Annotated in this window: 19 protein-coding genes; 9 read left to right on the top strand and 10 right to left on the bottom strand. The window is 45.6% G+C overall.

Annotation, left to right across the window (positions count from 1 at the left end):
* Positions 1 to 27: 27 nt before the first annotated feature.
* The 5 genes from HLM86_RS08005 to HLM86_RS07985 form a co-directional block, all read right to left on the bottom strand.
* Positions 28 to 762: an RNA methyltransferase gene (locus HLM86_RS08005; protein WP_076588517.1), complete on the bottom strand. Its 735-nt coding sequence runs from the start codon at positions 760 to 762 to the stop codon at positions 28 to 30.
* Between the two features lie 321 nt (positions 763 to 1,083).
* The gene (locus HLM86_RS08000; RefSeq protein ID WP_076588516.1) at positions 1,084 to 2,262 is read right to left on the bottom strand and encodes an MFS transporter; all 1,179 of its coding nucleotides are present in this window, start codon (positions 2,260 to 2,262) and stop codon (positions 1,084 to 1,086) included.
* Between the two features lie 102 nt (positions 2,263 to 2,364).
* Complete coding sequence (locus tag HLM86_RS07995; RefSeq protein ID WP_390226243.1) at positions 2,365 to 3,366, bottom strand: phosphotransferase; 1,002 nt, start codon at positions 3,364 to 3,366, stop codon at positions 2,365 to 2,367.
* Positions 3,333 to 3,623, bottom strand: a complete 291-nt coding sequence (locus HLM86_RS07990; protein WP_170882555.1) for a GNAT family N-acetyltransferase — start codon at positions 3,621 to 3,623, stop codon at positions 3,333 to 3,335. Before HLM86_RS07990 ends, HLM86_RS07995 begins: the two co-directional genes overlap by 34 nt.
* Before the next feature lie 354 nt (positions 3,624 to 3,977).
* Positions 3,978 to 6,113, bottom strand: coding sequence for a TcdA/TcdB catalytic glycosyltransferase domain-containing protein (locus HLM86_RS07985; protein ID WP_170882554.1), 2,136 nt, complete (start codon positions 6,111 to 6,113; stop codon positions 3,978 to 3,980).
* 1,001 nt (positions 6,114 to 7,114) lie between these two features.
* On the opposite strand from HLM86_RS07985, the gene HLM86_RS07980 reads away from it, so the two are divergent.
* The gene (locus tag HLM86_RS07980) at positions 7,115 to 7,852 is read left to right on the top strand and encodes a PilZ domain-containing protein (protein ID WP_076588510.1); all 738 of its coding nucleotides are present in this window, start codon (positions 7,115 to 7,117) and stop codon (positions 7,850 to 7,852) included.
* A 52-nt stretch (positions 7,853 to 7,904) separates the two neighbouring features.
* Here the strand turns inward: HLM86_RS07980 and HLM86_RS07975 are convergent, their stop codons facing one another.
* Positions 7,905 to 9,335, bottom strand: coding sequence for a methyl-accepting chemotaxis protein (locus tag HLM86_RS07975; protein ID WP_076588508.1), 1,431 nt, complete (start codon positions 9,333 to 9,335; stop codon positions 7,905 to 7,907).
* A 272-nt stretch (positions 9,336 to 9,607) separates the two neighbouring features.
* On the opposite strand from HLM86_RS07975, the gene HLM86_RS07970 reads away from it, so the two are divergent.
* Positions 9,608 to 10,072, top strand: coding sequence for a GNAT family N-acetyltransferase (locus tag HLM86_RS07970; protein WP_076588506.1), 465 nt, complete (start codon positions 9,608 to 9,610; stop codon positions 10,070 to 10,072).
* On the opposite strand, the gene HLM86_RS07965 is transcribed toward HLM86_RS07970, so the two are convergent.
* A complete protein-coding gene (locus HLM86_RS07965) occupies positions 10,069 to 10,971 on the bottom strand; it encodes a DMT family transporter (protein ID WP_170882553.1) in 903 nt (300 codons plus the stop codon). The two genes, HLM86_RS07970 and HLM86_RS07965, sit on opposite strands and share 4 nt — an antisense overlap.
* A 226-nt stretch (positions 10,972 to 11,197) precedes the next feature.
* Positions 11,198 to 12,349 carry a tetratricopeptide repeat protein gene (locus HLM86_RS07960; RefSeq protein ID WP_170882552.1) on the bottom strand — a complete coding sequence of 384 codons (1,152 nt, stop codon included), beginning with the start codon at positions 12,347 to 12,349 and terminating at the stop codon, positions 11,198 to 11,200.
* Positions 12,350 to 12,706: 357 nt separating this feature from the next.
* On the opposite strand from HLM86_RS07960, the gene nagB reads away from it, so the two are divergent.
* On the top strand, positions 12,707 to 13,507 hold the full coding sequence (gene nagB, locus HLM86_RS07955; RefSeq protein WP_076588501.1) for a glucosamine-6-phosphate deaminase: 801 nt from the start codon (positions 12,707 to 12,709) through the stop codon (positions 13,505 to 13,507).
* A gap of 179 nt (positions 13,508 to 13,686) precedes the next feature.
* Here nagB and HLM86_RS07950 read toward each other — a convergent pair whose 3' ends face one another.
* Positions 13,687 to 14,457 carry a PilZ domain-containing protein gene (locus tag HLM86_RS07950; RefSeq protein WP_076588499.1) on the bottom strand — a complete coding sequence of 257 codons (771 nt, stop codon included), beginning with the start codon at positions 14,455 to 14,457 and terminating at the stop codon, positions 13,687 to 13,689.
* 454 nt (positions 14,458 to 14,911) lie between these two features.
* On the opposite strand from HLM86_RS07950, the gene sstT reads away from it, so the two are divergent.
* From sstT to HLM86_RS07920, 6 genes are all read left to right on the top strand, one after another.
* Positions 14,912 to 16,162: a serine/threonine transporter SstT gene (gene sstT, locus HLM86_RS07945; RefSeq protein WP_170882551.1), complete on the top strand. Its 1,251-nt coding sequence runs from the start codon at positions 14,912 to 14,914 to the stop codon at positions 16,160 to 16,162.
* A gap of 335 nt (positions 16,163 to 16,497) precedes the next feature.
* Complete coding sequence (locus tag HLM86_RS07940) at positions 16,498 to 17,451, top strand: MBL fold metallo-hydrolase (protein WP_076588496.1); 954 nt, start codon at positions 16,498 to 16,500, stop codon at positions 17,449 to 17,451.
* Positions 17,441 to 17,755, top strand: coding sequence for a hypothetical protein (locus tag HLM86_RS07935; protein WP_076588495.1), 315 nt, complete (start codon positions 17,441 to 17,443; stop codon positions 17,753 to 17,755). Before HLM86_RS07940 ends, HLM86_RS07935 begins: the two co-directional genes overlap by 11 nt.
* On the top strand, positions 17,743 to 18,621 hold the full coding sequence (locus HLM86_RS07930) for an MbnB/TglH/ChrH family RiPP precursor modification enzyme (protein WP_076588494.1): 879 nt from the start codon (positions 17,743 to 17,745) through the stop codon (positions 18,619 to 18,621). Before HLM86_RS07935 ends, HLM86_RS07930 begins: the two co-directional genes overlap by 13 nt.
* Entirely contained in the window at positions 18,602 to 19,333 is a 732-nt protein-coding gene (locus tag HLM86_RS07925; protein ID WP_170882550.1) for an HvfC/BufC family peptide modification chaperone, read from the top strand. Before HLM86_RS07930 ends, HLM86_RS07925 begins: the two co-directional genes overlap by 20 nt.
* Positions 19,330 to 19,935, top strand: a complete 606-nt coding sequence (locus HLM86_RS07920) for an HvfX family Cu-binding RiPP maturation protein (RefSeq protein WP_076588491.1) — start codon at positions 19,330 to 19,332, stop codon at positions 19,933 to 19,935. The genes HLM86_RS07925 and HLM86_RS07920 overlap by 4 nt, the downstream gene beginning before the upstream one ends.
* A gap of 145 nt (positions 19,936 to 20,080) precedes the next feature.
* Here HLM86_RS07920 and pstB read toward each other — a convergent pair whose 3' ends face one another.
* Entirely contained in the window at positions 20,081 to 20,830 is a 750-nt protein-coding gene (pstB, locus tag HLM86_RS07915; RefSeq protein WP_076588602.1) for a phosphate ABC transporter ATP-binding protein PstB, read from the bottom strand.
* Positions 20,831 to 20,875 lie beyond the last annotated feature (45 nt).

Raw genomic sequence — 20,875 nt, 5'->3', positions numbered from 1 at the left:
CCTCATGGGATACCTGCCAAAGACTGCCTAACCTTGTTGCCGACACCAATTGTCCAGAATGATGCCAGTTGCCATCGCCACATTGAGTGATTCCGCGCCACCAAATGCTGGGATGGTAATTTTATCTGTGACCCATTTCGCCGCGTCCGGACGCACACCATGAGACTCACTGCCCATCAGCAGAATACCTTGAGCAGCAAAGCCAGTAGCGTGAACACTTTCTCCCTCCAAAAAGGCCCCATAGACAGGCAACTCTGCCTGTTCCAGATAGCGTGGTAAATCCAACTGACTGACACTCACTCGTCCAAAACTGCCCATCGTGGCACTAATGGTTTTTGGGTTAAATGGATCGGCGCAATCGGTACTGGCCACAATGTGCTTAATCCCATACCAATCCGCAACGCGAATGATCGTCCCTAAATTACCTGGGTCAGCCACACCATCTAAAGCAATGATCATCCCCTCAGCGACTGGCGCATCAACAGCTGGCATTTCAACCACAGCGATAGCTGCATTATTGCTGACTAAGGTACTTGCTTTGGTTAACTCTTCCAACGAAGCTTCAATACATTCAAACTGACCAAGTTGGTCATGGTGCTGAACCAGTATCTCAGCCGTCGCAAACACATGCTTTACCTTTAACCCACAGCTGGCTAACTCCAGCACATTTTTTTCACCCTGAACGAGAAACAGGCCCTGAGCTTTACGCTGTTTCTTTTGACCCAGAGCACGAAGGAGTTTGAGTTGGTTTTTTGAAATCATAATTAGTCCAAGGTAAAAACGGGATTTCCCCAAAAAGGCGCGACAATTATAATGTAAAGCGTCACCGGGCTAAAGGGAGAGTATCCTCCCCCCTTTCTCGCCCATGACAAAGTACACCAAAGCTAACGCTTTTTCGTGGTATTGTTGACCAAGTCAGTCTGAAGATAAAATGAGAGCCACGAGTGCATAAGCTTTATCGTACTCCCTCTAATTCGTTATCTTCTTTTTCGTCTTGCCCATGTCACGGTCGCTCTAACGATCACATGGGCTAAGGTCGTAGGGCTTAGAAAAGTTCAACCGATTTAGGCAATAACACCCTTTTTAGTTCCAATGCAGTATGCGAACCTCATTACCTTGTTGCGGTTTAGCGGGCACATTGAGCGACAATATCAGCGATAGTAGCGCCATTGCGGCCCCGATATAGAAGACGGCGGGCGGGAAGACCAACCAGATAAGCCCAAAGGAAGCCGGAATAAACACCGCAGCAATATGGTTTATCGTAAAAGCAACCCCTGCTGTCGAAGCCATATCAGCGGGATCGGCAATTTTTTGCAGGTAAGTTTTAATCGCCAGCGCTAGGGCAAAGAATAAGTGATCAACCACATAAAGCGCCGCAGCCCACTCAGCAGTGTGAACCAAGGCATAACCAATGAATACACCAATCAGACCGGTGTATTCAAAAAGTAACGCAGTGCGTTCACCGACTTTACCAATAAATCGACCAATTTTTTTAGCAAATAGGAAATTAAAAAGGTAATTAATCAAAAAGAGTAGCGTAATATCCGCGGCGGAATAGCCAAATTTTTCAACCATGAGAAATCCAGCAAATACGGTAAATATCTGTCGGCGAGCGCCACTCATAAAGGTCAGAGCGTAATACAGCCAGTACCGCTTTCTTAATACCAACTTCTTATTTTGTTGGACATGTGTTTCAAACTGAGGAAAAGCAAATGCTATCCATACGACCAGCAAAAAGCCTACGCCACCAAAACAGAGATAAACCCATTGAAAGTCGAGCTTTAGCACCTCAAGACAAAACCAGAGAGCACCGTAAGTGGCAAGCGATGCCAAAGCCCCGATAGAAATAAAGGTGCCTAACATTTCTGGTGCTTCTTCTTTGCTCAACCACTGCAAAGACAAAGATTGCTTGAGCGTTTCAAAATAATGAAACCCAGTGGACATCAACAAGGTGGTGAGTAATAAGCCGACGAGGGAAGGGAAAAAGCCTGTTATCGCCGTCCCTAATGTTAAACCACCAAGAGCAAGTAACATAAACCTTTGTTCACGAATAAACAACAAGACAAAAACAGCAGTAAACGCTAAGAAACCGGGGATTTCGCGCACACTTTGCAGCAACCCAATATCGGCACCATCAAAGTTGGCTTTTTCGATAACAAAATTGTTCAACAGCGCCATCCAACTTGAAAAAGCGATGGGCACTATAATGGAGATAAGCATTAAAAAACGTTTTGGGGATTTCCAGTCAGTAGAATTATTCATTATTTTTCCTTATTAACCGACGTCGAATATAGACAATCATCAGGACCCATTAACCTGTTGCACACGAGGAATCATGTTTGGGGCGTCATTGTGGGCTCACTTTCAATAAGCACTCAGTTGCGCCAGAGCCTTTTTCGTCAGTGCTTCGGTATACGCGTTGATTTTCCAGTGGTTAGGACTCCAGCCTTTCACAAACCGTTGGAAATCGGCCCAAGCGATCGGAAAAAGTGGCCGCCATACCAGTTCAACCTCAGCTTGATTCAGCGTCGGCTTTAGGGTCGATAACGCCTCATTAAGGTGGGTAAAGTACGTATCCAAGATCCAATTTTCCATTTCAAAACATTGCTCGGGGGGCACGGAACTGCTCATAAATAGAGCCACATCTTTCATGGCACACCCACCACCTACGTACTGAAAATCCACCGCTGCTGCCTGTTTACCATCATTGGAGAAACAAAAATTGGCCAGCTTGGCATCACCATGAACCAGCGTTTGATAAGGCGAATGTTGTAATATCTGATCAATGCTTTCTGCCGCCGATCTCAAAGGTAAATCAGCCAACGCCTCCAGCTCGTCAGGCCTCGTTCCAAGGTGCCAATACGTGCCAGTCGTCCATAATCTTTCAGTCTCCGGCTTGATGTGAGAGGCGTGGAACCAAGCCAACCATTTTAGACAAGCGTCTTTTTCAACAGACGTGGACGACGTTAAGGTTCGGCGGAATCCCCGTTGAGACAAATCCTCCATCACTAACAACAGCTCATGGCTCCCCTCTTTCACCAAAAGAGGCTTAGGCTGTGGGCAATAAGGATGGGCTTTCTGGGCATAATGCAGATACCAATTGAGTTCGACCTGATAGGATTTTAACTTACGTTGGTGGGCGTGTTGGGTATTCCAACCCCGTGGATGAGAGGACGACTCGGGCAGTTGAATATGTTTGATCACCACACTGGTATCATCGACAAAAAGTCTCACCAACTGTCCATACCCCGCCCACAAGGACTGTATCGTTTCTCTGTCCACGATCCGATTAAAGCCTAGCGACTTGATAAGATCGAGATAGTTTGCCTCACTCATCGCGTTGGCTGCGCGACCAAGTGTGACCATTCAGGGTGCTTTTCAAGGTAGTGAGCCACGTAACTGCACAGCGGTTCAATTTTAACCTCCATACGCTCTAGCTCTGGTAATAAAGCCCTCATCATGACTTTTCCATAGCCCATCCCTTGCAGTGCTTGGGGGACTTTTGTTGACGTTATACAGTAAATACCATGACGAATTTCAAATCTCACAATCGCATCATATTCTGCTGTTAATTGAATGCGAAAAAGGGCGTTAGTCTTATCCAGAAAGAGTTCGTTTGTCATTTACCGCTCCAACAATGATCCTTAGAGTACAATTATGCCATGTTGGTCATTGAATCAACGCCAAAACAGACAACAAGTTAAGCTATCTCTGGCATAGTATAACGAACACGATCAGTGACGAGAAGCTGTCTCCTCACAATAACATGTTAGCGATGATCGGAGCTAGATGAAACAAGCACCAAGCGCGCGCCGGTTCCATCTGCGATCCATTTGCCGATGAACTTTGTCACCGCCATCGGCGAGTGTTCAACCGCAATGTCTCAAGGGCCATGCATCAAGATCACTTGGCAAACATGCCCCTTTCAACTCGCTCCTGTAGGAAAGGGCTGAGACACGTCCTCAGCCCATTCGCTTCTAACACAAAGTAAAATGCCCTTGAGTCTGGCCTGTGGAATCCAGCTTAATGTCAGCAATCGCTCCACGCTCTTCCATGGATTTATGTCCATTTACCACAGCGTCGAATTGGGCTTTATCTTCCTGTTGTCTTACACTTTCAGGGACAGGATTCTCGATCTTTTTACTGACGTCTCTCTGAACACGCCTTTCCATTGACTCGTGATAGTCAACATCTAATTGCACAACCGGATGTTGGTTATCTTTGATCAAATGAGGGACAATGATTCCTTCAATGATGTACGTATCCCCTTTTGGTACATTCACCTTCTTTTGAGCACCGTTAGGATCTCGTTCGCCTCTTGGGTAAGGGTCTGATTCTAAACGAACGTTTTCCTTAAATTGTGAGGGTATCGTATACGTAAACTCTTCCCCTTGACTGATGGCTTTAAGCAACCGTTCCAAACTCTTCTGATCGTACGATTCTGGATGGCCATGAACCACTTGCCACTGCGCAACCGGTTTGCCTTTGTTGGCAGGGTGTTGACTCAGATCAGAAAACGATTTTAAGAAGTGATCCGTTTTGACCGTGACCAGCTTACCCTGACGTTGCTGGAGCGCTTCAGATACCGTCGACTTACCAGAAGCCGAAGGACCCGATAGGAAAACAATGTCTGGTTTACCTGGCTGCGATTTATCTGCAATTTTTTCTTCAAGCAACGCTGTTAACCGCTCAAGATTGATCGTGGAGGCAACGTTCGCAGCAGGTTCTGCCATCGCTTTTGTTGCACTGTCAGCCTGTTCTGGCGTCTCAAATTCAATTAAACCTTCAGGGAACGTAAAATGGGAATCAATGGCTTTCCAAATATCGCTATTGACTTGCTGTGCTTTATCCCAAATACGCTGCGATTTTGAATCAATATCGTTGCGAGGTTGCTTGAGTTCTTTGGCCACCTGCTCTCGAAGCTTGTTTGGACCCGTCCTTTCTATGGTCGCTTTGTTTGCTCTGGCAAAATACCTTGTACCTAAAAAGTCATTCCCTTTGAGGCTATTGTATTCTGTTCCAATGTCCTTGATAAGTTCATTGATCATATCGCTATCCTTATGGGACGCAATAAGCGCATTCGCAAAATACGGGGTTGCGTTTCCTGCCTCTTCTTTTTTGGTCGCCGCCATACCCACTAATATTAGATTAGGGTGACTTTTTATTTGGTCAAAATCTAGGGTTTGCTTACATTCCAAATCAACATCCGTATAAATTCCACCATGCTGGCTAAGGATTTCATATCGAGCAATGTCAGAGGCGGCAGGGTAGGCTCCACCACGGCCTATCATTTCATGCTGATAAGCGTCTTCATTTTTCAACGTGATATCCGATTTATTAGATAGATCTTTGACGTGTATATTATTAAGCCCCAGTTTTTGTAACTCTTGACGCAGATTGGCTAGGCTAGCCGTATCACTATTTAAACCACTTTTGTAATGATCCCAGGACTGAACGGTATGACTGAGCAACTTAGCGTCCGCTTCAAGAAACTTTTCTTCATTTTTTGCCAGAACGCTATTTAAGTTTTTGAGCACTTTCTCACAATTTAACGTCGATACCTTGTCATCTTTTCCTAGCACCGCTTGCTTGAATGTTTTGCAGTCCCCTTTTAGGGACTTGTTCAACTCAGCGATTGATAAATTGAGCGCCGCTTTATCATTTCGTGAAACCGCTAATTGTTGTGTCAGGTTACGAAGTTGATTCTCGACGCTCAGGTTCGCAACATCAATTCTGGCTGCCGTATTGGCTGTTTTGTTTTTTCCATAAGTCTCGAAGTGGCGTGAATCTACCCATAAATTAATCGACGCCGATGGATTTTTTTGCGCCCAATCCTTAACATACTTAACCTGTACGTCCTTGGGCAATGAGGCCACCCAAATCATATGGACTTGCTTAGGAATCGCTTTAAACTCACGTTCTGGAAAGCGAGATTGAGTCAGTTCAAGCAAGCTGATTGCTTTGCCATCGGGCTTACTGAGGTTAGGTAATGACGTCTCGGCCTTGGCGTGAGCGTGAGTGACTTTTTTGGCCTGCAGTGTATCAGACGCATTGTGAGCAGTGACATGAGGTTGGGTATGAGATAATTGGGTTGTCGCGAGGTCAGTTCTCATTATAACTCCTGAGTGAATGATTGATTAAATAAGGTCAATTTTGGGGCAAGACAAGCCCGTCCCGAATGCATTCAGTGTTATTCCGATGTGTTTTTGTCCACAAATGATTAGTTAGTACTTTTTATCGATTTATCATTAAAAAAATCAATAAAGCAAAATACCCATTTCCTCTACTCTCTTTATGTCAGGCGCCCCTTACACACTCTAAATGAGTAATCATGGCATATCTTGAAGAAGGCAGAACCTACACAAACCCTTGATTATAAGTAATTATTAGACGTCATTAACTTTATTTATTTTTCGAAAGAATCCATAGGCGCTATAGATAACTTGAGTTGACATGAGCTCTTTTCCAATGACAAAATCTAAATGGAGCTAAAGAGAAGCTTCCGTTTCGTTTTATCCTACCCGACGTTATTCGCGAAACCATCCAGTGCGATATTGCGTTTTGCCTCAGTAATCAGGAACAGAAGAGATTCAAACGAAAGGCGTTACGCCTTATTACCCATCCAACCACCATTAAAGAGTGCGAAATAGGCGGCTAAATTGCCTTTTATAATGAAAGCCGTTCCTCACCTCGTACAATTGACCGCCTCTTGAGTGCCGGCCACGATAGGTTAGCCATGCTTTTGCAGCAACGTTCTCTTCCTGAATAAGGTGGTGGACCAAGTTCCTCCATGTCAGTCGTCATCAGCCCGAGGTCGGGCACCATAGACTGGCAGTCGGCGTATCCTATTCATATTATTTATGAATGTTACAGGTTCGAAATATTCAGTCATCCATTAAATACGAAAAGGGCGTTGGCTTAAGAAAAAGCATTCATTTGTCATTTTTTGGCGTTAAAAAATGATCCTTTGCGCAAAATTGTTTGCTATGTTCATAATTGAATAAACGTCCAAACGTGCAATAAGGTCAGGCCATCTTGAACCGAGCGTGGCCAAAACGAGAAGGGCTTAGAACCTGTCTTATAACAAGAGCATGGTAGCGATAATGGAGGCGAGATGAATACCGAAGAGGTTGACAATTTAAACCAATTACCGCCTACAGCTGACAGGGAGAAAAGTGTCTCTACGATCAACAGTACGGATGCTTTAGCCATGCTTGAACATGGCGGTGAACTCACCATAGGGATTACCACCCCAGTTGGAACCACCTTCCGATGCAAAACAACCTTCATTGGGAGTCATTCGACTAACGTCATTTTGGCAGAGCTGCCTAAAATCTCCGATAGCGATTTAGATTTTTTCTTTCAAGAGGGCTTTTGGGCGGCGATCCGTGCCATCTCCCAAAGGGGCGAAGGGGCGCTCATTCATTTTCGAAGCCAGCTCAAACACGTGATGAACCTACCCATTCCGATGGTCGCCCTCACTGTGCCCAATGCTATGCAAGTCACACAATTACGCAAAGAGGCACGATACGATGTCAATCTCGCGGCACGCGTTTCGGCCTCAACACATCGATTGGATTGTGAAGTGCGGGATTTATCAAAAAGCGGATGCCGGTTCATTACTACACCACTAAGCAAACCTTTTCAGGTAGGCGATGACGTCATTTTAGAAGTGCGAATTGGCACGAGCAAAAACCCACCCCTCGAACCGTTGTATGGTAAAGTATGTAACTTGCAACGCTCACTGCACTATTCACGCTATGGTGTACAATTTGACGACCAAGGTCAGGAAAACACCAAGCAATTGTTAGCCAGATTAAAATTTGATGGCACCAAATTAACACTGCGTTAAAGTACTTTTCAAAGAAAAAGGCCCGACTGAGTCGGGCCTTTTTAAACAACGATTAAGTTCGGTATTGACTCAGTATTTCAGCCAACGACACCGATGCCTGAGTCAAGTTAGCCACCCCTTGTGAAGATTGCTCTGCCACAGTTCGGATGGTATTAGACTGAGTGCGAATATCACTCAACTCGGCGGCGATACCATTGGCAACCGCACTCTGCTCTTCTGCTGACGCCGAGATCTGAACGCTCATATCAGTGATGCCGCGCGCTGATTCGGAAATGGACTGAACATCATTACCTATGTCTTCAATCAACGCACTGCTTGTTTTCGCTTGCTTGACCGTTTGACTGGTGATCGAAGCAATGTTGTGGCTTTCGGTTTGAAGCATTTCAATCATTGACTGAATTTCTACCGTTGCTCCCTGTGTGCGACTTGCCAAAGTCCGAACCTCATCGGCAACGACAGCAAAACCGCGGCCTTGTTCACCAGCACGGGCTGCTTCAATCGCCGCATTCAGCGCCAACAAATTTGTCTGCTCAGAGATGGCATTAATTGTGGTAATGACTTCATTAATCTGTGAGGCATTCTCATTGAGCGTCGTCACTGAGCTTGCAGCTCGTTCTATATAGCTTGATAAGGTTTCAATCTCATGGATAGCCGATTGAACACGTTGATAGCTAAGGTCAATATGCTGAGAATCCCGCTCAGTTTGTTCCATACATTGCAACGAGATAGACGACACCTCTTTCGCAGAAGCCGTCATTTCTTCCATCGCGGTAGCCACTGAATCCAGAGAGAAATATTGTTGGCCTATTTGGCCTTCACTTAACTTCATCTCCTGTTCAAAAGACGCAGAGGTCTCGTTCATTGTGTGTGCGTTTTTTTTAACGTTATTGACCAAATCACTAAGGGTGTCCATGGCCTTATCCAATGCACAACCAATCGTCCCGAACTCATCCCGGCCGGGATGAAAGCCCAAACGAGAAGTCAAATCCCCTTCGCCAATCTTCTCCGTAGTAGTAAATAGAACCCAAAGCGCCCCTCCAAGAAACGTCGCAACCCAATAGCAAAAGACAGCAAATGGGATCGCCCAAACATAGCTTAACAACAGGTCAGACAAGGCGTCGGTGCGCGCTTTCTGATCATCGATTTTATTGTTCAAGGTCAATTGGTAAGCCTGACCATTAGAGTCTGATTGGTAGACAGTGGCTACGCCATTTATGTAGGTGGGTTCTCGTACTGTGTTCACTTTAGCTACATTCGACTGCCGCTGCATCGAAGCTTCAGAGCCCGCCCTCATCATACCCTCCAGCTGATGGGTGGCAGAGAGCACCGTCGAATTCTCAATGTGCTCCAGTTTCGAATAATAACTGCCACCAGCAATTCCCGTTAGCGCCGCTAGGAACAAAGCAAAAATCACCCACATTTTGTCGTTAATAGACATCTTGATGAATAATTTATCGATCGTTCTGAACTCAACTTCTCTCATGTTAATCCGTACCTCATTGCCATCACTCCCTAAGTAGAAGAGTCAATCCTAGTAAGTTATCGGCCTATAAGAGTAATTTACGGGATCTTTATCAAGGTTAAATGTAATACAACGCTAATGAAATTTTAATAATGAGATCTAAAGCCAGAGTAAACCATACTCTGCCCGATAATTAAGCCGCGCTATGGCCGACCAATGAGTTGAATGACGCCTGATAAATGGCTATGTTAAATTGAAAATTTGTTTAATCGCAAAGGTAGGCTGTGGGAAATATGGAAATAATCGTCGATGATCTGAAGCACCCTGATGTCATTTCGCTGCTTGAACAACATAGGGCGGATATGAATGCCACCTCGCCACCAGAAAGTGTCCATACTCTTGACCTTACTGGATTAAAAGCCCCTGAGATGACACTCTGGACAGCATGGAGAGAGACGGTACTATTGGGTTGCATCGCCATTAAGACCTTGTCCGAAACACATGTGGAGCTCAAATCTATGCGGACAACAGACAGGGCTCGTAACCAAGGCGTGGCTTCTTCCATGCTGACTCATGCCATCAATGAATCAGCAAAACAAGGTTACCGCCAAATGAGCTTGGAAACAGGTTCGATGGCATTTTTTAAGCCCGCTCGTAACCTATACAAAAAATTTGGCTTTACCGATTGCCTGCCCTTTGCGGATTACGGGGCCGATCCCAACAGTTGTTTTATGACTCGCAAGATCGATCTGAATTAACGCGGAGCTAGGCCAATTGCACGATTTTTCTTCAAAAGCTTCAAGGGTGAGAATCCTGTCACGAGCATCGTCCCGCCTAAGACCAACAGGGTGCCAAGCGCGGTATTGAGGCCGATCGGTTCATCAAGAATCAACGTGCCCCACAGAATGCCAAAGACGGGAATAATGAAAGTCACAGACAGGGCCGAGGCTGCGCCTTCATCAGCAACCAGACGAAAGTAGAGCAAATAGGCTAAACCTGTGCACACCACACCTAAAGCCACAACAGCAAGAAACTCATAATGCGTCGGTTGGCCTCGCATTGGGATCAAAGGCAACAAAGGTAACACCCAAAGAACAGCAGCCCACATGTTGCCATGCGCATTTTCAAACGAGGCGATCTTTGGCGCAGATCGCGTATAATTCGTCGCCACGCCATAACTGCATGCAGCCATGATACTTGCAGCAATTGGTAGAGCCGCACTGAGACCAATGTTAGCCGCATCCCAACCAACCAACACCACGACGCCACTGACACCAAGTAACATGCCGATAATCGCTTTACCTGTCAAAGGCGTTTTATGCCAAAACACCCCAATCAATGCTCCCCAAATAACCGACGTCGAATTCAGTACCGACAAAGTAGAGGCATTGAGTGTCTGAGCCGAGTAAGCAAACAGCAAAAACGGCAAAGCCGTATTGAGTAACCCAAGTGTCATAAAATGTCTAAAATGCCGAATAAACGAGAGTTTTTTACGCAAAAACAACGCAATCAGTAACAGGCTAAGTGCCGCAAAAGTCACGCGAAATTCTATCAGGTACGCGGGGCCAAATGTACTGGCGGCTATTTTCAAAAATAGGAATGAGCCACCCCACAGAGCCGCAAGACAGATAAGACGCATGAAACTGGCGATAGACATGGAAACTTCCTCTCATTCATTGAGCGTAATATTGATCAATTGTTAATAAACATCAACCAATATGTAAATTAACGCTCTAACAAGGGCAAGGACCCGTTGTTTCACAGATCACGCCTCTACTTTGCACTGGAAGAGGCGTGGTGATGAAGATCGTCCAAAGACTGAACGAAAGCGGGCGTAAAGTGAGACGGGCTGTCGCTTCGCCCTCTTAATCAAAGGCGAACACTTAGGCTTTGTCTATATTGGACTGAGAAAAATCAAGTTTATCGTCTGCGGGCGTCTCACTAGGGATTTCAGTGGCTGCCCCATCGGTCTCAGAAACTTGAATCAACTCCGTTTCCGTATCAGGTTCTTTAGGCAACGATGTCTCTTGCTCTTCCAAAGGAATATTGCGTTGATAGAGTTTATTTAAAGCATTAATGATGGAATGCTTGCTGACTTTTTTGTCACGAATCCTTTTCGCAATCGGCTTAGACAATGACTGTAGACCGACGACCGTATCCACCCCGATCCCGAGCGCCACCTGATCTCGCATGACTCGAGAAGGTTCATGTCCGAGCTGACTCGCGAGAAAGAGCCAAATATACGCAATCGACTCGCCATTCGGACGCTGATCAATCCAAGCTTCTCCAGCGCTGTACATAGCCTCAGTATGCCCTCTTTCTGCGGCGCGCTCCAACCAGTAACATCCCCGCGAAAAGTCTCGATTGACACCAATGCCATGGATATAATTAAGGCCCAGCTTCATTCTAGCTTCGTTGCTCTGACGGCCAGCCGCTTGCCGATAGTACTCTACCGACAAATTAAGTTTAGGCTCGGGGTTTTGCGACGATTTGTACCAATCGCCTAAAAAGATCATCGCTTCAACATGGCCTTGATCCGCTGCCTGCGTCATCACGCTGATGCCTTTCTTAATATTGGCCTCAGTTCCTTTACCGTGAAAAAGAGCACTGGCCATCTCAAATTTGTGCGCGACGCTGCCTTCCGCTGCCGCTATACAGATTTCCCAGAACTTCGCTTCTTCGCGAAGAACCATATCCTGATTTAATTTATCACTAATGCGGACAACGCCATACATGCCTGTCACATTATCCAGTTGTGCGGCCTTGGTGTACCAGTAAAGCGCTTCTTTGACTCGTGAACGTTCTGCTTCTTTAGCAAGAAACAATATCGTCGGGATATGGCCACTTTCTGCTTTTGCAATTCTATCTTCATTTTCCTGCTTACGATTCTTTTCCAACGCTTTTCGATAGGCAAGTTCTCGATCTTTACGTTCCTGCTCCATACGCTTTTTACGCACTTGAAGCGCCAGCATCCAAACAAACATGCAAAGCAACAATAAACCGGTCGCTCCAATAGCGATCCCTATAACATTCATCTCTTTATTTTTAACCTTTTGCTGGTTTAATCGTTTGACAACTTACCTACCAGCCATCACCAAAGTGGGAAAGTTATACCATCTTTCCTTTATTGTACCTTACTCCAAGAATTAAATGATGAATAAAACCGAAGGCAGGTCACAGGAGTGCAGTAACCTAGTCACCACACCGCCTTAATTTTCAACGTGAATTTTTCAATCCAAACCTCAAAAAAAAGGCAATATCACTGAGTGTAATTGGCCTTAAAATTAATATCGAACAAAACAACATCGAAAGTTATAGCCGAAACACAGGACTTATTTTATAATGCAAAATAATAAATCTAAGCATCATCCTTCCAACATTAGGGGCAAACTATGAGACTTATCCCGTTAAGTAGAACAGAGCAGGTCGGCCATTGGGCGGCGGCACATATCGCCAAGTGTATAAATTCTTATCAACCTACCGCTGAGCGCCCTTTTGTACTGGGTCTGCCAACTGGGGGGACACCTCTTGCAACCTATAAAGCGCTGATTGAGCTCTACCGTGTTGGGAAAGTCAGCTTTGAGCATGTGGTGACCTTCAATATGGACGAATACATTGGTATCCCTGCTGACCACCCTGAATCTTATCGCTCGTTCATGTACAACCACTTTTTTAACCATGTCGACATCAAAGAAGAGAATATTAATCTTCTCAATGGCAATACCGATGACCATGATATGGAATGTCAGCGATACGAAAAGAAAATGAAGTCTTATGGCAAGATTAACCTCTTTATGGGGGGAGTCGGGAATGATGGACACATAGCATTTAATGAGCCAGCGTCATCACTCTCTTCACGAACTCGGATTAAGACACTCACTGAAGAGACACGGATCGCTAACTCGCGCTTTTTTGAAGGTGATTTAAATCAGGTCCCTAAATACGCGCTAACTATTGGCGTAGGAACGCTGCTCGATGCGGAAGAAATTATGATACTGGTCACCGGTCACAACAAAGCGCTCGCCTTGCAAGCTGCCGTAGAAGGGTGCGTCAATCACCTTTGGACGGTCTCCGCACTGCAATTGCACCCCAAAGCCATCATCGTTTGTGATGAGCCATCCACTCAAGAGCTAAAGGTGAAAACCGTAAAGTATTTTACCGCCCTCGAATCTGAAAACATCAAAGGGTTCTGAGTAAAAACTAAGGCAAGATAAGCACTGAAGAAATGACGACAATCCGATGCATTCAGTATCGGATTTGCTCCCTCTGCTGCTATGTGCGACACCACCCCCTTCATTGACACCATATTCGTTAGAAGACACACCAAATATCCATTTAAAAAGAAACCTTCATCCACCATCAATCGATAGCGTTATAAGGTAAACTTTTGACTTATTTGACAAAATTGCAGGTTTTCAATCATGCTGGCCACCAACGCTAAGCTGCTTTCCTCAAATTGAACCCCGAATTTGCAGTAGCGACTAGTCAGTTTGATGTTTTTCACTATGGCTTCTAAGATCTGTGGCTCAACCACCTTGTTTTGTTCTGTCTCGAGCAGACTCAGAGCAATGAGATCACCCACTTTTTGCTTAACAAGATGGCGATCCACCACGATCAAACAACCCTGATTGGATATGTCCCGTATCTGACACTTTAAGTGATTTGACTGTGGGGACAGAATACCGTCAACCGACATGTTCAAGCGTACACTTTCCCTCAGACCTTGGTTAACTTGGGTCGTGTCTGGTAATGAGATCATGCACAAGCTATTACGGCCAGCGTCGATAACACACGCCACTTTACTTTTAAAATAGATTCTTGCCCCTTCGCCTTTTTCAGAGATCACGCACGCTTTGATCACAAAACCTCGTTGAAAAAAGTCGGCGAATGCTTTTGGGGACACATTAGGCATTTCTAACATCACAAGGTTATTGGAATTTAATCCAACATATTTGGTTTTTCCCTTTAACGTTTTCCCCGTCGGCGTCACAATCACAAAGGCCACTTCACTCAAAGGCTGAATGTCCGTAAACGCATCTTCACCGTACTTAATATTGTCCGAAGGTAATGCAGACGAGTGAGCATTTAACGTCGTCTGGTGCGCCCTAGGTTTGTCTGTGTCAACGCTTACCTTTTCCGCCATGACGTCGCCCTAAATGCAACAGGTTACATACTTTAAGTTTAGAAACGAACTCTCCATCTCAGCAAGAAAAGTTTTCTCTGAATGCCTAGTCATTGAGATCCTTATTAAAAACACAACCAGCGCACGAACAATTAACGGGCTTCCTTCACGGTTGATCTTCGATGCAAGCAACTAATAACAAATCAGCCATCAAGTTACTTGCATCAGTCGCAGGCGCACCGCGGCAACCCTATCGACTTTGTCGTGCTCAATAAAAGCGCATCTGGTTGAGTATTGCAAAAACAACTCGGTAACATGAGTAACATCATGTTGATAATTTAACATTTTTGATAAATTATCATGCTAAAAATCAATTAATTCTAGACACATTATTTCAACACGCTAGTATTGTCGGCCTCAGTTACCCGTAACTGAAAACACACACTTAATAATATAATTCTTTGCAGGGATAACTATGCAACACAACTCTATCTTTGCCCGCTTTGCGCGTGGAAATCTGGTACTGCAGATCCTAGCCGGTATCATTCTCGGTGTCGGTTTAGCAACCGCCTCACCAGAGCATGCACAAAGTGTTGGCTTACTTGGAAGTCTATTCGTGGGCGCACTTAAAGCGGTCGCTCCTATTCTCGTTTTCATTTTGGTTGCAGCTTCCATCGCTAATCAAAAGAAAAACCAACATACCTATATGCGTCCTATTGTGGTTTTGTACCTTTTTGGTACGTTTACTGCCGCTTTAACAGCCGTCGCACTTAGTTTCATGTTCCCAACCACACTCACCTTGGTTTCAGGTGCACAAGGGGCAACACCACCTCAGGGCATCGCTGAAGTCATGAACACGTTGCTGTTTAAAATCGTGGATAACCCTGTCAATGCGCTCATGGACGCCAACTATATTGGTATTCTTGCTTGGGCTGTCGGACTTGGACTCGCGCTGCATCATGCATCAGCAACCACCAAAGCAGTCCTAGAAGATTTAAGCCACGGCGTCTCTCAGATTGTCCGTTTTATCATTCGTCTTGCTCCGTTTGGTATCTTCGGCTTGGTCGCATCAACATTGGCGACAACGGGCTTTGATGCGCTTTCAGGTTACGCTCAACTGCTTGGCGTCTTGCTAAGTTCGATGCTGGTCATCGCTCTTGTGGTTAACCCAATCATTGTTTTTGTGAAAACAGGTGAAAACCCATACCCATTGGTTTTACGCTGTCTTCGAGAAAGTGGGGTTACCGCCTTCTTCACTCGCTCAAGCGCGGCAAACATTCCTGTCAACATGGCGTTGTGTGAAAAGTTGAAACTTGATGAAGATACCTACTCGGTATCCATTCCTCTTGGCGCAACGATTAACATGGCTGGCGCTGCCATTACGATCACAACCCTTACCTTAGCGGCTGTGCACACGATGGGGATTGAAGTCGATATCTTCACCGCTGTCTTGCTTAGTATTGTTGCTGCGGTTTCAGCGTGTGGTGCATCAGGCGTTGCAGGTGGCTCTTTATTACTGATCCCTCTGGCATGTGGACTCTTCGGTATTCCAAATGAAATTGCGATGCAGGTAGTCGCTGTTGGTTTCATCATTGGCGTGATCCAAGATTCAGCAGAAACGGCACTGAACAGTTCAACAGATGTCATCTTTACTGCGGCCGTTTGTAAAGCGGAACAAAAACAACGAGGGACACAGGCTGTCACAGAAAGCGAGCAGCCTTCTTAAGCACAATGTGCCCAAAGGGCCTGATAACCATCAGGCCTTTTTTCCAACGCGATTTTCCTCTCTCACTCTCTCACTCTCTCACTCTCTCACTCTCTCACTCTCACTTTAATCATACATATCGAGACATCACGACAGTCTTCCTTGTGTTACATCACTATCGTTCAATTGAGTTGAACGTCGCTTAAAAATTACTGGATATAACTCATCATTCATATTGGATATCTTCTTTAGGCACTTTAGCGGACATCAACGGCTTGTTTTTGCCCCTATCGTCACGTCTTTGGACACGCTCTTAAAGACAGCCTCAATAAAAATTAGATGTATAGGTATTCAACATGAAATGGCCTTTAAAAACGTTGGCAATTGCGCTTGGGCTTTCCTTAGCAACCAACAGTTACGCACTATCCCTCGAACCTCTCGATAAAAATTTCACTTTGCAGCTGCTTGGCTCTGGTGGGCCTATCTCCGATGACCTTCGAGCCTCATCAGGAGAGTTGATTTGGTGGAAAGGAAAATCTCGCATCATGATTGATGCAGGCGGCGGAGTTTACCTTCGCTTTGGTCAGGCTGGCGGTAAACTTGAGGATTTAGACTTCCTCGGTTTAACCCACTTTCACACCGACCATGTTGCAGACGTCCCTGCCTTGTTGAAAGGGGGCTACTTCTTTGATCGTCAAGACCCTCTCGATATCTCAGGGCCAAAATCAGGTTCCGCTTTCCCTAGCCTAAGCGAGTATATGAACGCCTTATTCGATGGTAATAAAGGGGCTTATGCCTACTTAAACGGCTTGTTTGATGGCAGCGATGGCTTATTCCCAATCACGATGACCGATGTGCCCTATAAAACCACACAGCGAACCAAAGTGTATCAACATGACGGCTTAACCATCTACGCGATGGGCATACCACACGGTGATGTGCCTTGCCTCGCTTACCGAATTGAGAGCGCTGAAGGTGTCATGGTCATTTCTGCCGACCAAAACGGCACTAACTCCGCGTTTATCGACTTCGCGAAAGGGGCTGACATTCTGCTGATGCCCCTTGCCATTCATGAACAGGCCGACCCAGTTTCTTCCTTTTTGCACGCAAAGCCATCCGTTATCGGCAAAATCGCCGCACAAGTGAACCCAAAACTCTTGGTGCTCAATCACTGGATGGGGCTGGGTCTCAAGCTCAAACCCGAGTCTATCGACATTGTCAAACAATACTATCAAGGCCAAGTGATCGCAGGCCACGATTTATCTAGCTACCCCATGAGCGCTGCAAAGGAGATATCCAATGAACAATAAACTTGCCCTTTCCATTGCAATGACGTCAGTCATTAGTTTGAGCTCAGGAACGGTATTTGCGGATACCCAAACCGAACCCCCAATTGAAGCTCAGTCAAGCACCCAACATGGTGGTAAATGTGCAGCAGGTAAATGTGGCACGGAAAAACGTTTTGAAAAGAAAGAACTCAAAAAGGATCCACAGGGTCATTTGGTACGCGCTCGAGATGGAAAATGCGGGATAACCGCGGAAGGGATCACCCCCTCAAGCGACACCATTAAGTTCACTCAAAGCAAAATCACAGGTGGCGTATGCGGACAATAAGCGACACATCGAAAGGCATTGGACTGCGCAGTGAACACCTTGATTTATTGTGCCAGTTACCAGAACACCCTGATATTGACTTCCTTGAACTCGCACCGGAAAACTGGATGAACATGGGTGGATTGAAGCGAGAGCAACTTCAAAGCATTGCCCAACATTATCCTCTCATCGCCCACGGCTTGAGTTTGTCTATTGGCGATTGCCAGCCATTAAACGAGCACTTTGTTAAAGAGATCGCTCGCTTTCTCGATGACTTTAATATCGAGATATATAGCGAGCACCTGAGTTTCTCAAGAGATAAACAGGGCTATTTATATGAGCTGCTTCCCATCCCTCGATACAAACAAAATATTCCCTACTTGGTTGAACGTATTCAGCGCGTGCAGGACATCATTCAGCGCCCATTGGTATTGGAGAATATCTCTTACTACCACGATTACGGGCATGAAATGCCTGAAGGCGAGTTTATTGCCCAAGTGTGTCAACGCAGTGGCTGTGAGCTACTCATCGACATCAATAATGTCTTCGTTAACAGTCACAACCACCACTACTGCCCTTACGACATGTTGAATCTGTTACCGAGTGAAGCGATTCGCTATTACCACATAGCAGGGCATTTAAAAGAACAAAATGACTTCCTGCTGGATACTCACGGTAAACCCGTATCTAAAGACGTGGTCAATCTTGCCCGCGAGACCTATTGCCGGCATGGCCAAAAACCATTGCTATTGGAACGTGATCATAATGTGCCATCGCTGTTGTTACTGACCGAAGAACTTCGCCGTATTCATGGTGAGATCGTCGATTGCAGCCAACAACCTCCAGCACGGCCTAAGGAGGCGTTAGATGCTTCGTCCACCCAGTAAAATGCACGCACAAATTGAAGCATTAACCGCTTTAATTCGTGCCCCCATCAAACCGCCTATGTCGTGTCGGTATCGCGAGGGTATCCGCGACAACCTATTTGATGTCCTTGCAACTACGTTTCCTCTATTTTCTGCGCAATTTACCGAGGAACAACGGACACGCATGGTGAATGACTTTGTCAATAATCATGGTGCGTCCGAACCAACGTTTCATCATATCGCGACTGAGTTTATGCAATTTTTGCAAGCCCATCGTCAAGCCACAAAGCACACAGTCTCCAGCGATCAGGTAGCCTTACTTGAATATGAGTGGGTAACATTTAGCATCGAAATAGATCCGCTAGGTGGTCCCACATCACTCGTTCCTCATCGGTTACTCGAAGAAACGGATACCTTACAGATCACTACAGGGTTGCAACTTCTCCAGCTCCCCTTTTTGTTACATCAAGACTCGGTGACTTTCTTCGCTTGCAGGCGTCACCCTATATTTTATGCCGTTTTTCGCGATGCATTGCATCATGTTAAATCGCAAAAACTCAGGGCCATCGATGTCGCATTCATTCAATATTTACAAGAGCACCCCTCTCTCACAATCACTCAATTGCAACAACATGCCGCTCAGCACATGGCGAGATTTAATGTCATGGAGTGGATTCAGAACTTCAATGAACTCGGGCTAGTTACCGCCCATCCTCAGGAGAAAAATGTATGATTCAGTCTGCCCTTAATTGGTTCGATACTTTGGTTAAACAATATAGAAAGTTCGACTACTTGGCGTTGCTTGCGATCCGTCTCTATCTCATTCCTGTGATTTTTGTTGGCGCTCGTTCTAAAGTACTCGGCTTTTCAGGGACAGTCGCATGGTTTGGCGCTTCTGCTGCAGACGGAGGACTCAACTTACCCTTTCCGGAACTGCTGGCCTTTTTAGCCGCCGCAACGGAAGTGTTAGGTTGTCTGTGTATCGCATTGGGTTTGTTCACGCGAGTGATGGCACTCCCTATGATCTTTTTGATGAGCGTTGCGAGTGCCATGGTGCACTGGAAACATGGTTGGGATGCCATTGCCACCAGCAGTATGGAAGCAACACTGCGTCTCAATGGCTTGATTGAATGGTTAGCAACCAACTTCCCGGGTCGATACAACTACATCACCGAGCTGGGTGATCCGGTCATGCTCAACAACGGGATGGAATTCGCTGCCACATACTTCGTCATGTTGCTTGTCTTATTCTTTTATGGTGGTGGGCGTTATGTCAGCCTAGACTACTGGTTGAAAAGAAAGCTGCGCAACCAATCCACACCAACAAGCGCTTAACCAAAAAGCCTGATCTCTTACTCACATCATGATGCATCATTGTTTGAAACGATTCATCTGTCAGACAAAAAAAGCCCCTCTTGAAAGAGGGGCAAGGTACCATCGCTTATTATTATAGTGATAATGCTTGTAAACGCGTCGATGATTAACCAAAATCACCGTTTACGTAACCTTTTGTGCGCTCGTCTTGAGGGTCGTTGAAAATGACCTGCGTTTCATTATGTTCCACCAGCTCACCCATTAGAAAGAAAGCGGTGCGGTCAGAAATACGACGTGCTTGCTGCATGGAATGCGTCACAATGACGATGGTATAGTTCTTTTTCAGCTCTTCCATCAGCTCTTCAATTTTATGCGTCGCGATTGGGTCTAGTGCTGAAGTCGGTTCATCCATCAGGATCACATCGGGTTCCATAGCGATCGTCCGAGCGATACATAAACGTTGCTGTTGGCCACCCGATAAACCGAACGCATGAGACTTCAATCTATCTTTCACTTCATCCCAGAGTGCCGCACTGCGCAATGAACCCTCAACGACTTCATCGATATGCTTCTTATCTTTGATGCCCTGCGCACGCAAGCCATAGGCCACATTTTCGTAGATACTCATAGGAAACGGGTTCGGTTTTTGGAAAACCATTCCCACTTTGATGCGTAAATCTGCCACATCAATATTACCGTAAATATCCGTGCCATCCATGTCTAATTTGCCCGTAATTTTAACCCCTTCAATCAGATCATTCATGCGATTTAAGCAACGTAAGAGCGTTGATTTTCCGCAACCAGAAGGCCCAATTAAGGCCGTCACCTGACGAACCGGAATCGGTAAATTAATCGATTTAAGTGCTTGGTTATCGCCATAAAACAGATCTAGGCTTTCAATATCAAATTTGTTCATAGTCATAATCTCGTCGTATCTTAAATTCGTTGTGTGCTAAATAAA

Origin of the sequence: Vibrio ostreicida (assembly GCF_013074385.2) — a bacterium.
GTDB classification, from domain to species: domain Bacteria; phylum Pseudomonadota; class Gammaproteobacteria; order Enterobacterales; family Vibrionaceae; genus Vibrio; species Vibrio ostreicida.
Note: the sequence above shows the minus strand (reverse complement) of the source record. Positions and strands in the feature narration are given on the sequence as shown.

Excerpts from the sequence above, each read along its gene's own strand:
- HLM86_RS08005 (WP_076588517.1), bottom strand. The coding sequence starts at position 762 with ATGATTTCAAAAAACCAACTCAAACTCCTTCGTGCTCTGGGTCAAAAG.
- HLM86_RS08000 (WP_076588516.1), bottom strand. The coding sequence starts at position 2,262 with ATGAATAATTCTACTGACTGGAAATCCCCAAAACGTTTTTTAATGCTT.
- HLM86_RS07995 (WP_390226243.1), bottom strand. The coding sequence starts at position 3,366 with ATGGTCACACTTGGTCGCGCAGCCAACGCGATGAGTGAGGCAAACTAT.
- HLM86_RS07990 (WP_170882555.1), bottom strand. The coding sequence starts at position 3,623 with ATGACAAACGAACTCTTTCTGGATAAGACTAACGCCCTTTTTCGCATT.
- HLM86_RS07985 (WP_170882554.1), bottom strand. The coding sequence starts at position 6,113 with ATGAGAACTGACCTCGCGACAACCCAATTATCTCATACCCAACCTCAT.
- HLM86_RS07980 (WP_076588510.1), top strand. The coding sequence starts at position 7,115 with ATGAATACCGAAGAGGTTGACAATTTAAACCAATTACCGCCTACAGCT.
- HLM86_RS07975 (WP_076588508.1), bottom strand. The coding sequence starts at position 9,335 with ATGAGAGAAGTTGAGTTCAGAACGATCGATAAATTATTCATCAAGATG.
- HLM86_RS07970 (WP_076588506.1), top strand. The coding sequence starts at position 9,608 with ATGGAAATAATCGTCGATGATCTGAAGCACCCTGATGTCATTTCGCTG.
- HLM86_RS07965 (WP_170882553.1), bottom strand. The coding sequence starts at position 10,971 with ATGTCTATCGCCAGTTTCATGCGTCTTATCTGTCTTGCGGCTCTGTGG.
- HLM86_RS07960 (WP_170882552.1), bottom strand. The coding sequence starts at position 12,349 with ATGAATGTTATAGGGATCGCTATTGGAGCGACCGGTTTATTGTTGCTT.
- nagB (WP_076588501.1), top strand. The coding sequence starts at position 12,707 with ATGAGACTTATCCCGTTAAGTAGAACAGAGCAGGTCGGCCATTGGGCG.
- HLM86_RS07950 (WP_076588499.1), bottom strand. The coding sequence starts at position 14,457 with ATGGCGGAAAAGGTAAGCGTTGACACAGACAAACCTAGGGCGCACCAG.
- sstT (WP_170882551.1), top strand. The coding sequence starts at position 14,912 with ATGCAACACAACTCTATCTTTGCCCGCTTTGCGCGTGGAAATCTGGTA.
- HLM86_RS07940 (WP_076588496.1), top strand. The coding sequence starts at position 16,498 with ATGAAATGGCCTTTAAAAACGTTGGCAATTGCGCTTGGGCTTTCCTTA.
- HLM86_RS07935 (WP_076588495.1), top strand. The coding sequence starts at position 17,441 with ATGAACAATAAACTTGCCCTTTCCATTGCAATGACGTCAGTCATTAGT.
- HLM86_RS07930 (WP_076588494.1), top strand. The coding sequence starts at position 17,743 with ATGCGGACAATAAGCGACACATCGAAAGGCATTGGACTGCGCAGTGAA.
- HLM86_RS07925 (WP_170882550.1), top strand. The coding sequence starts at position 18,602 with ATGCTTCGTCCACCCAGTAAAATGCACGCACAAATTGAAGCATTAACC.
- HLM86_RS07920 (WP_076588491.1), top strand. The coding sequence starts at position 19,330 with ATGATTCAGTCTGCCCTTAATTGGTTCGATACTTTGGTTAAACAATAT.
- pstB (WP_076588602.1), bottom strand. The coding sequence starts at position 20,830 with ATGAACAAATTTGATATTGAAAGCCTAGATCTGTTTTATGGCGATAAC.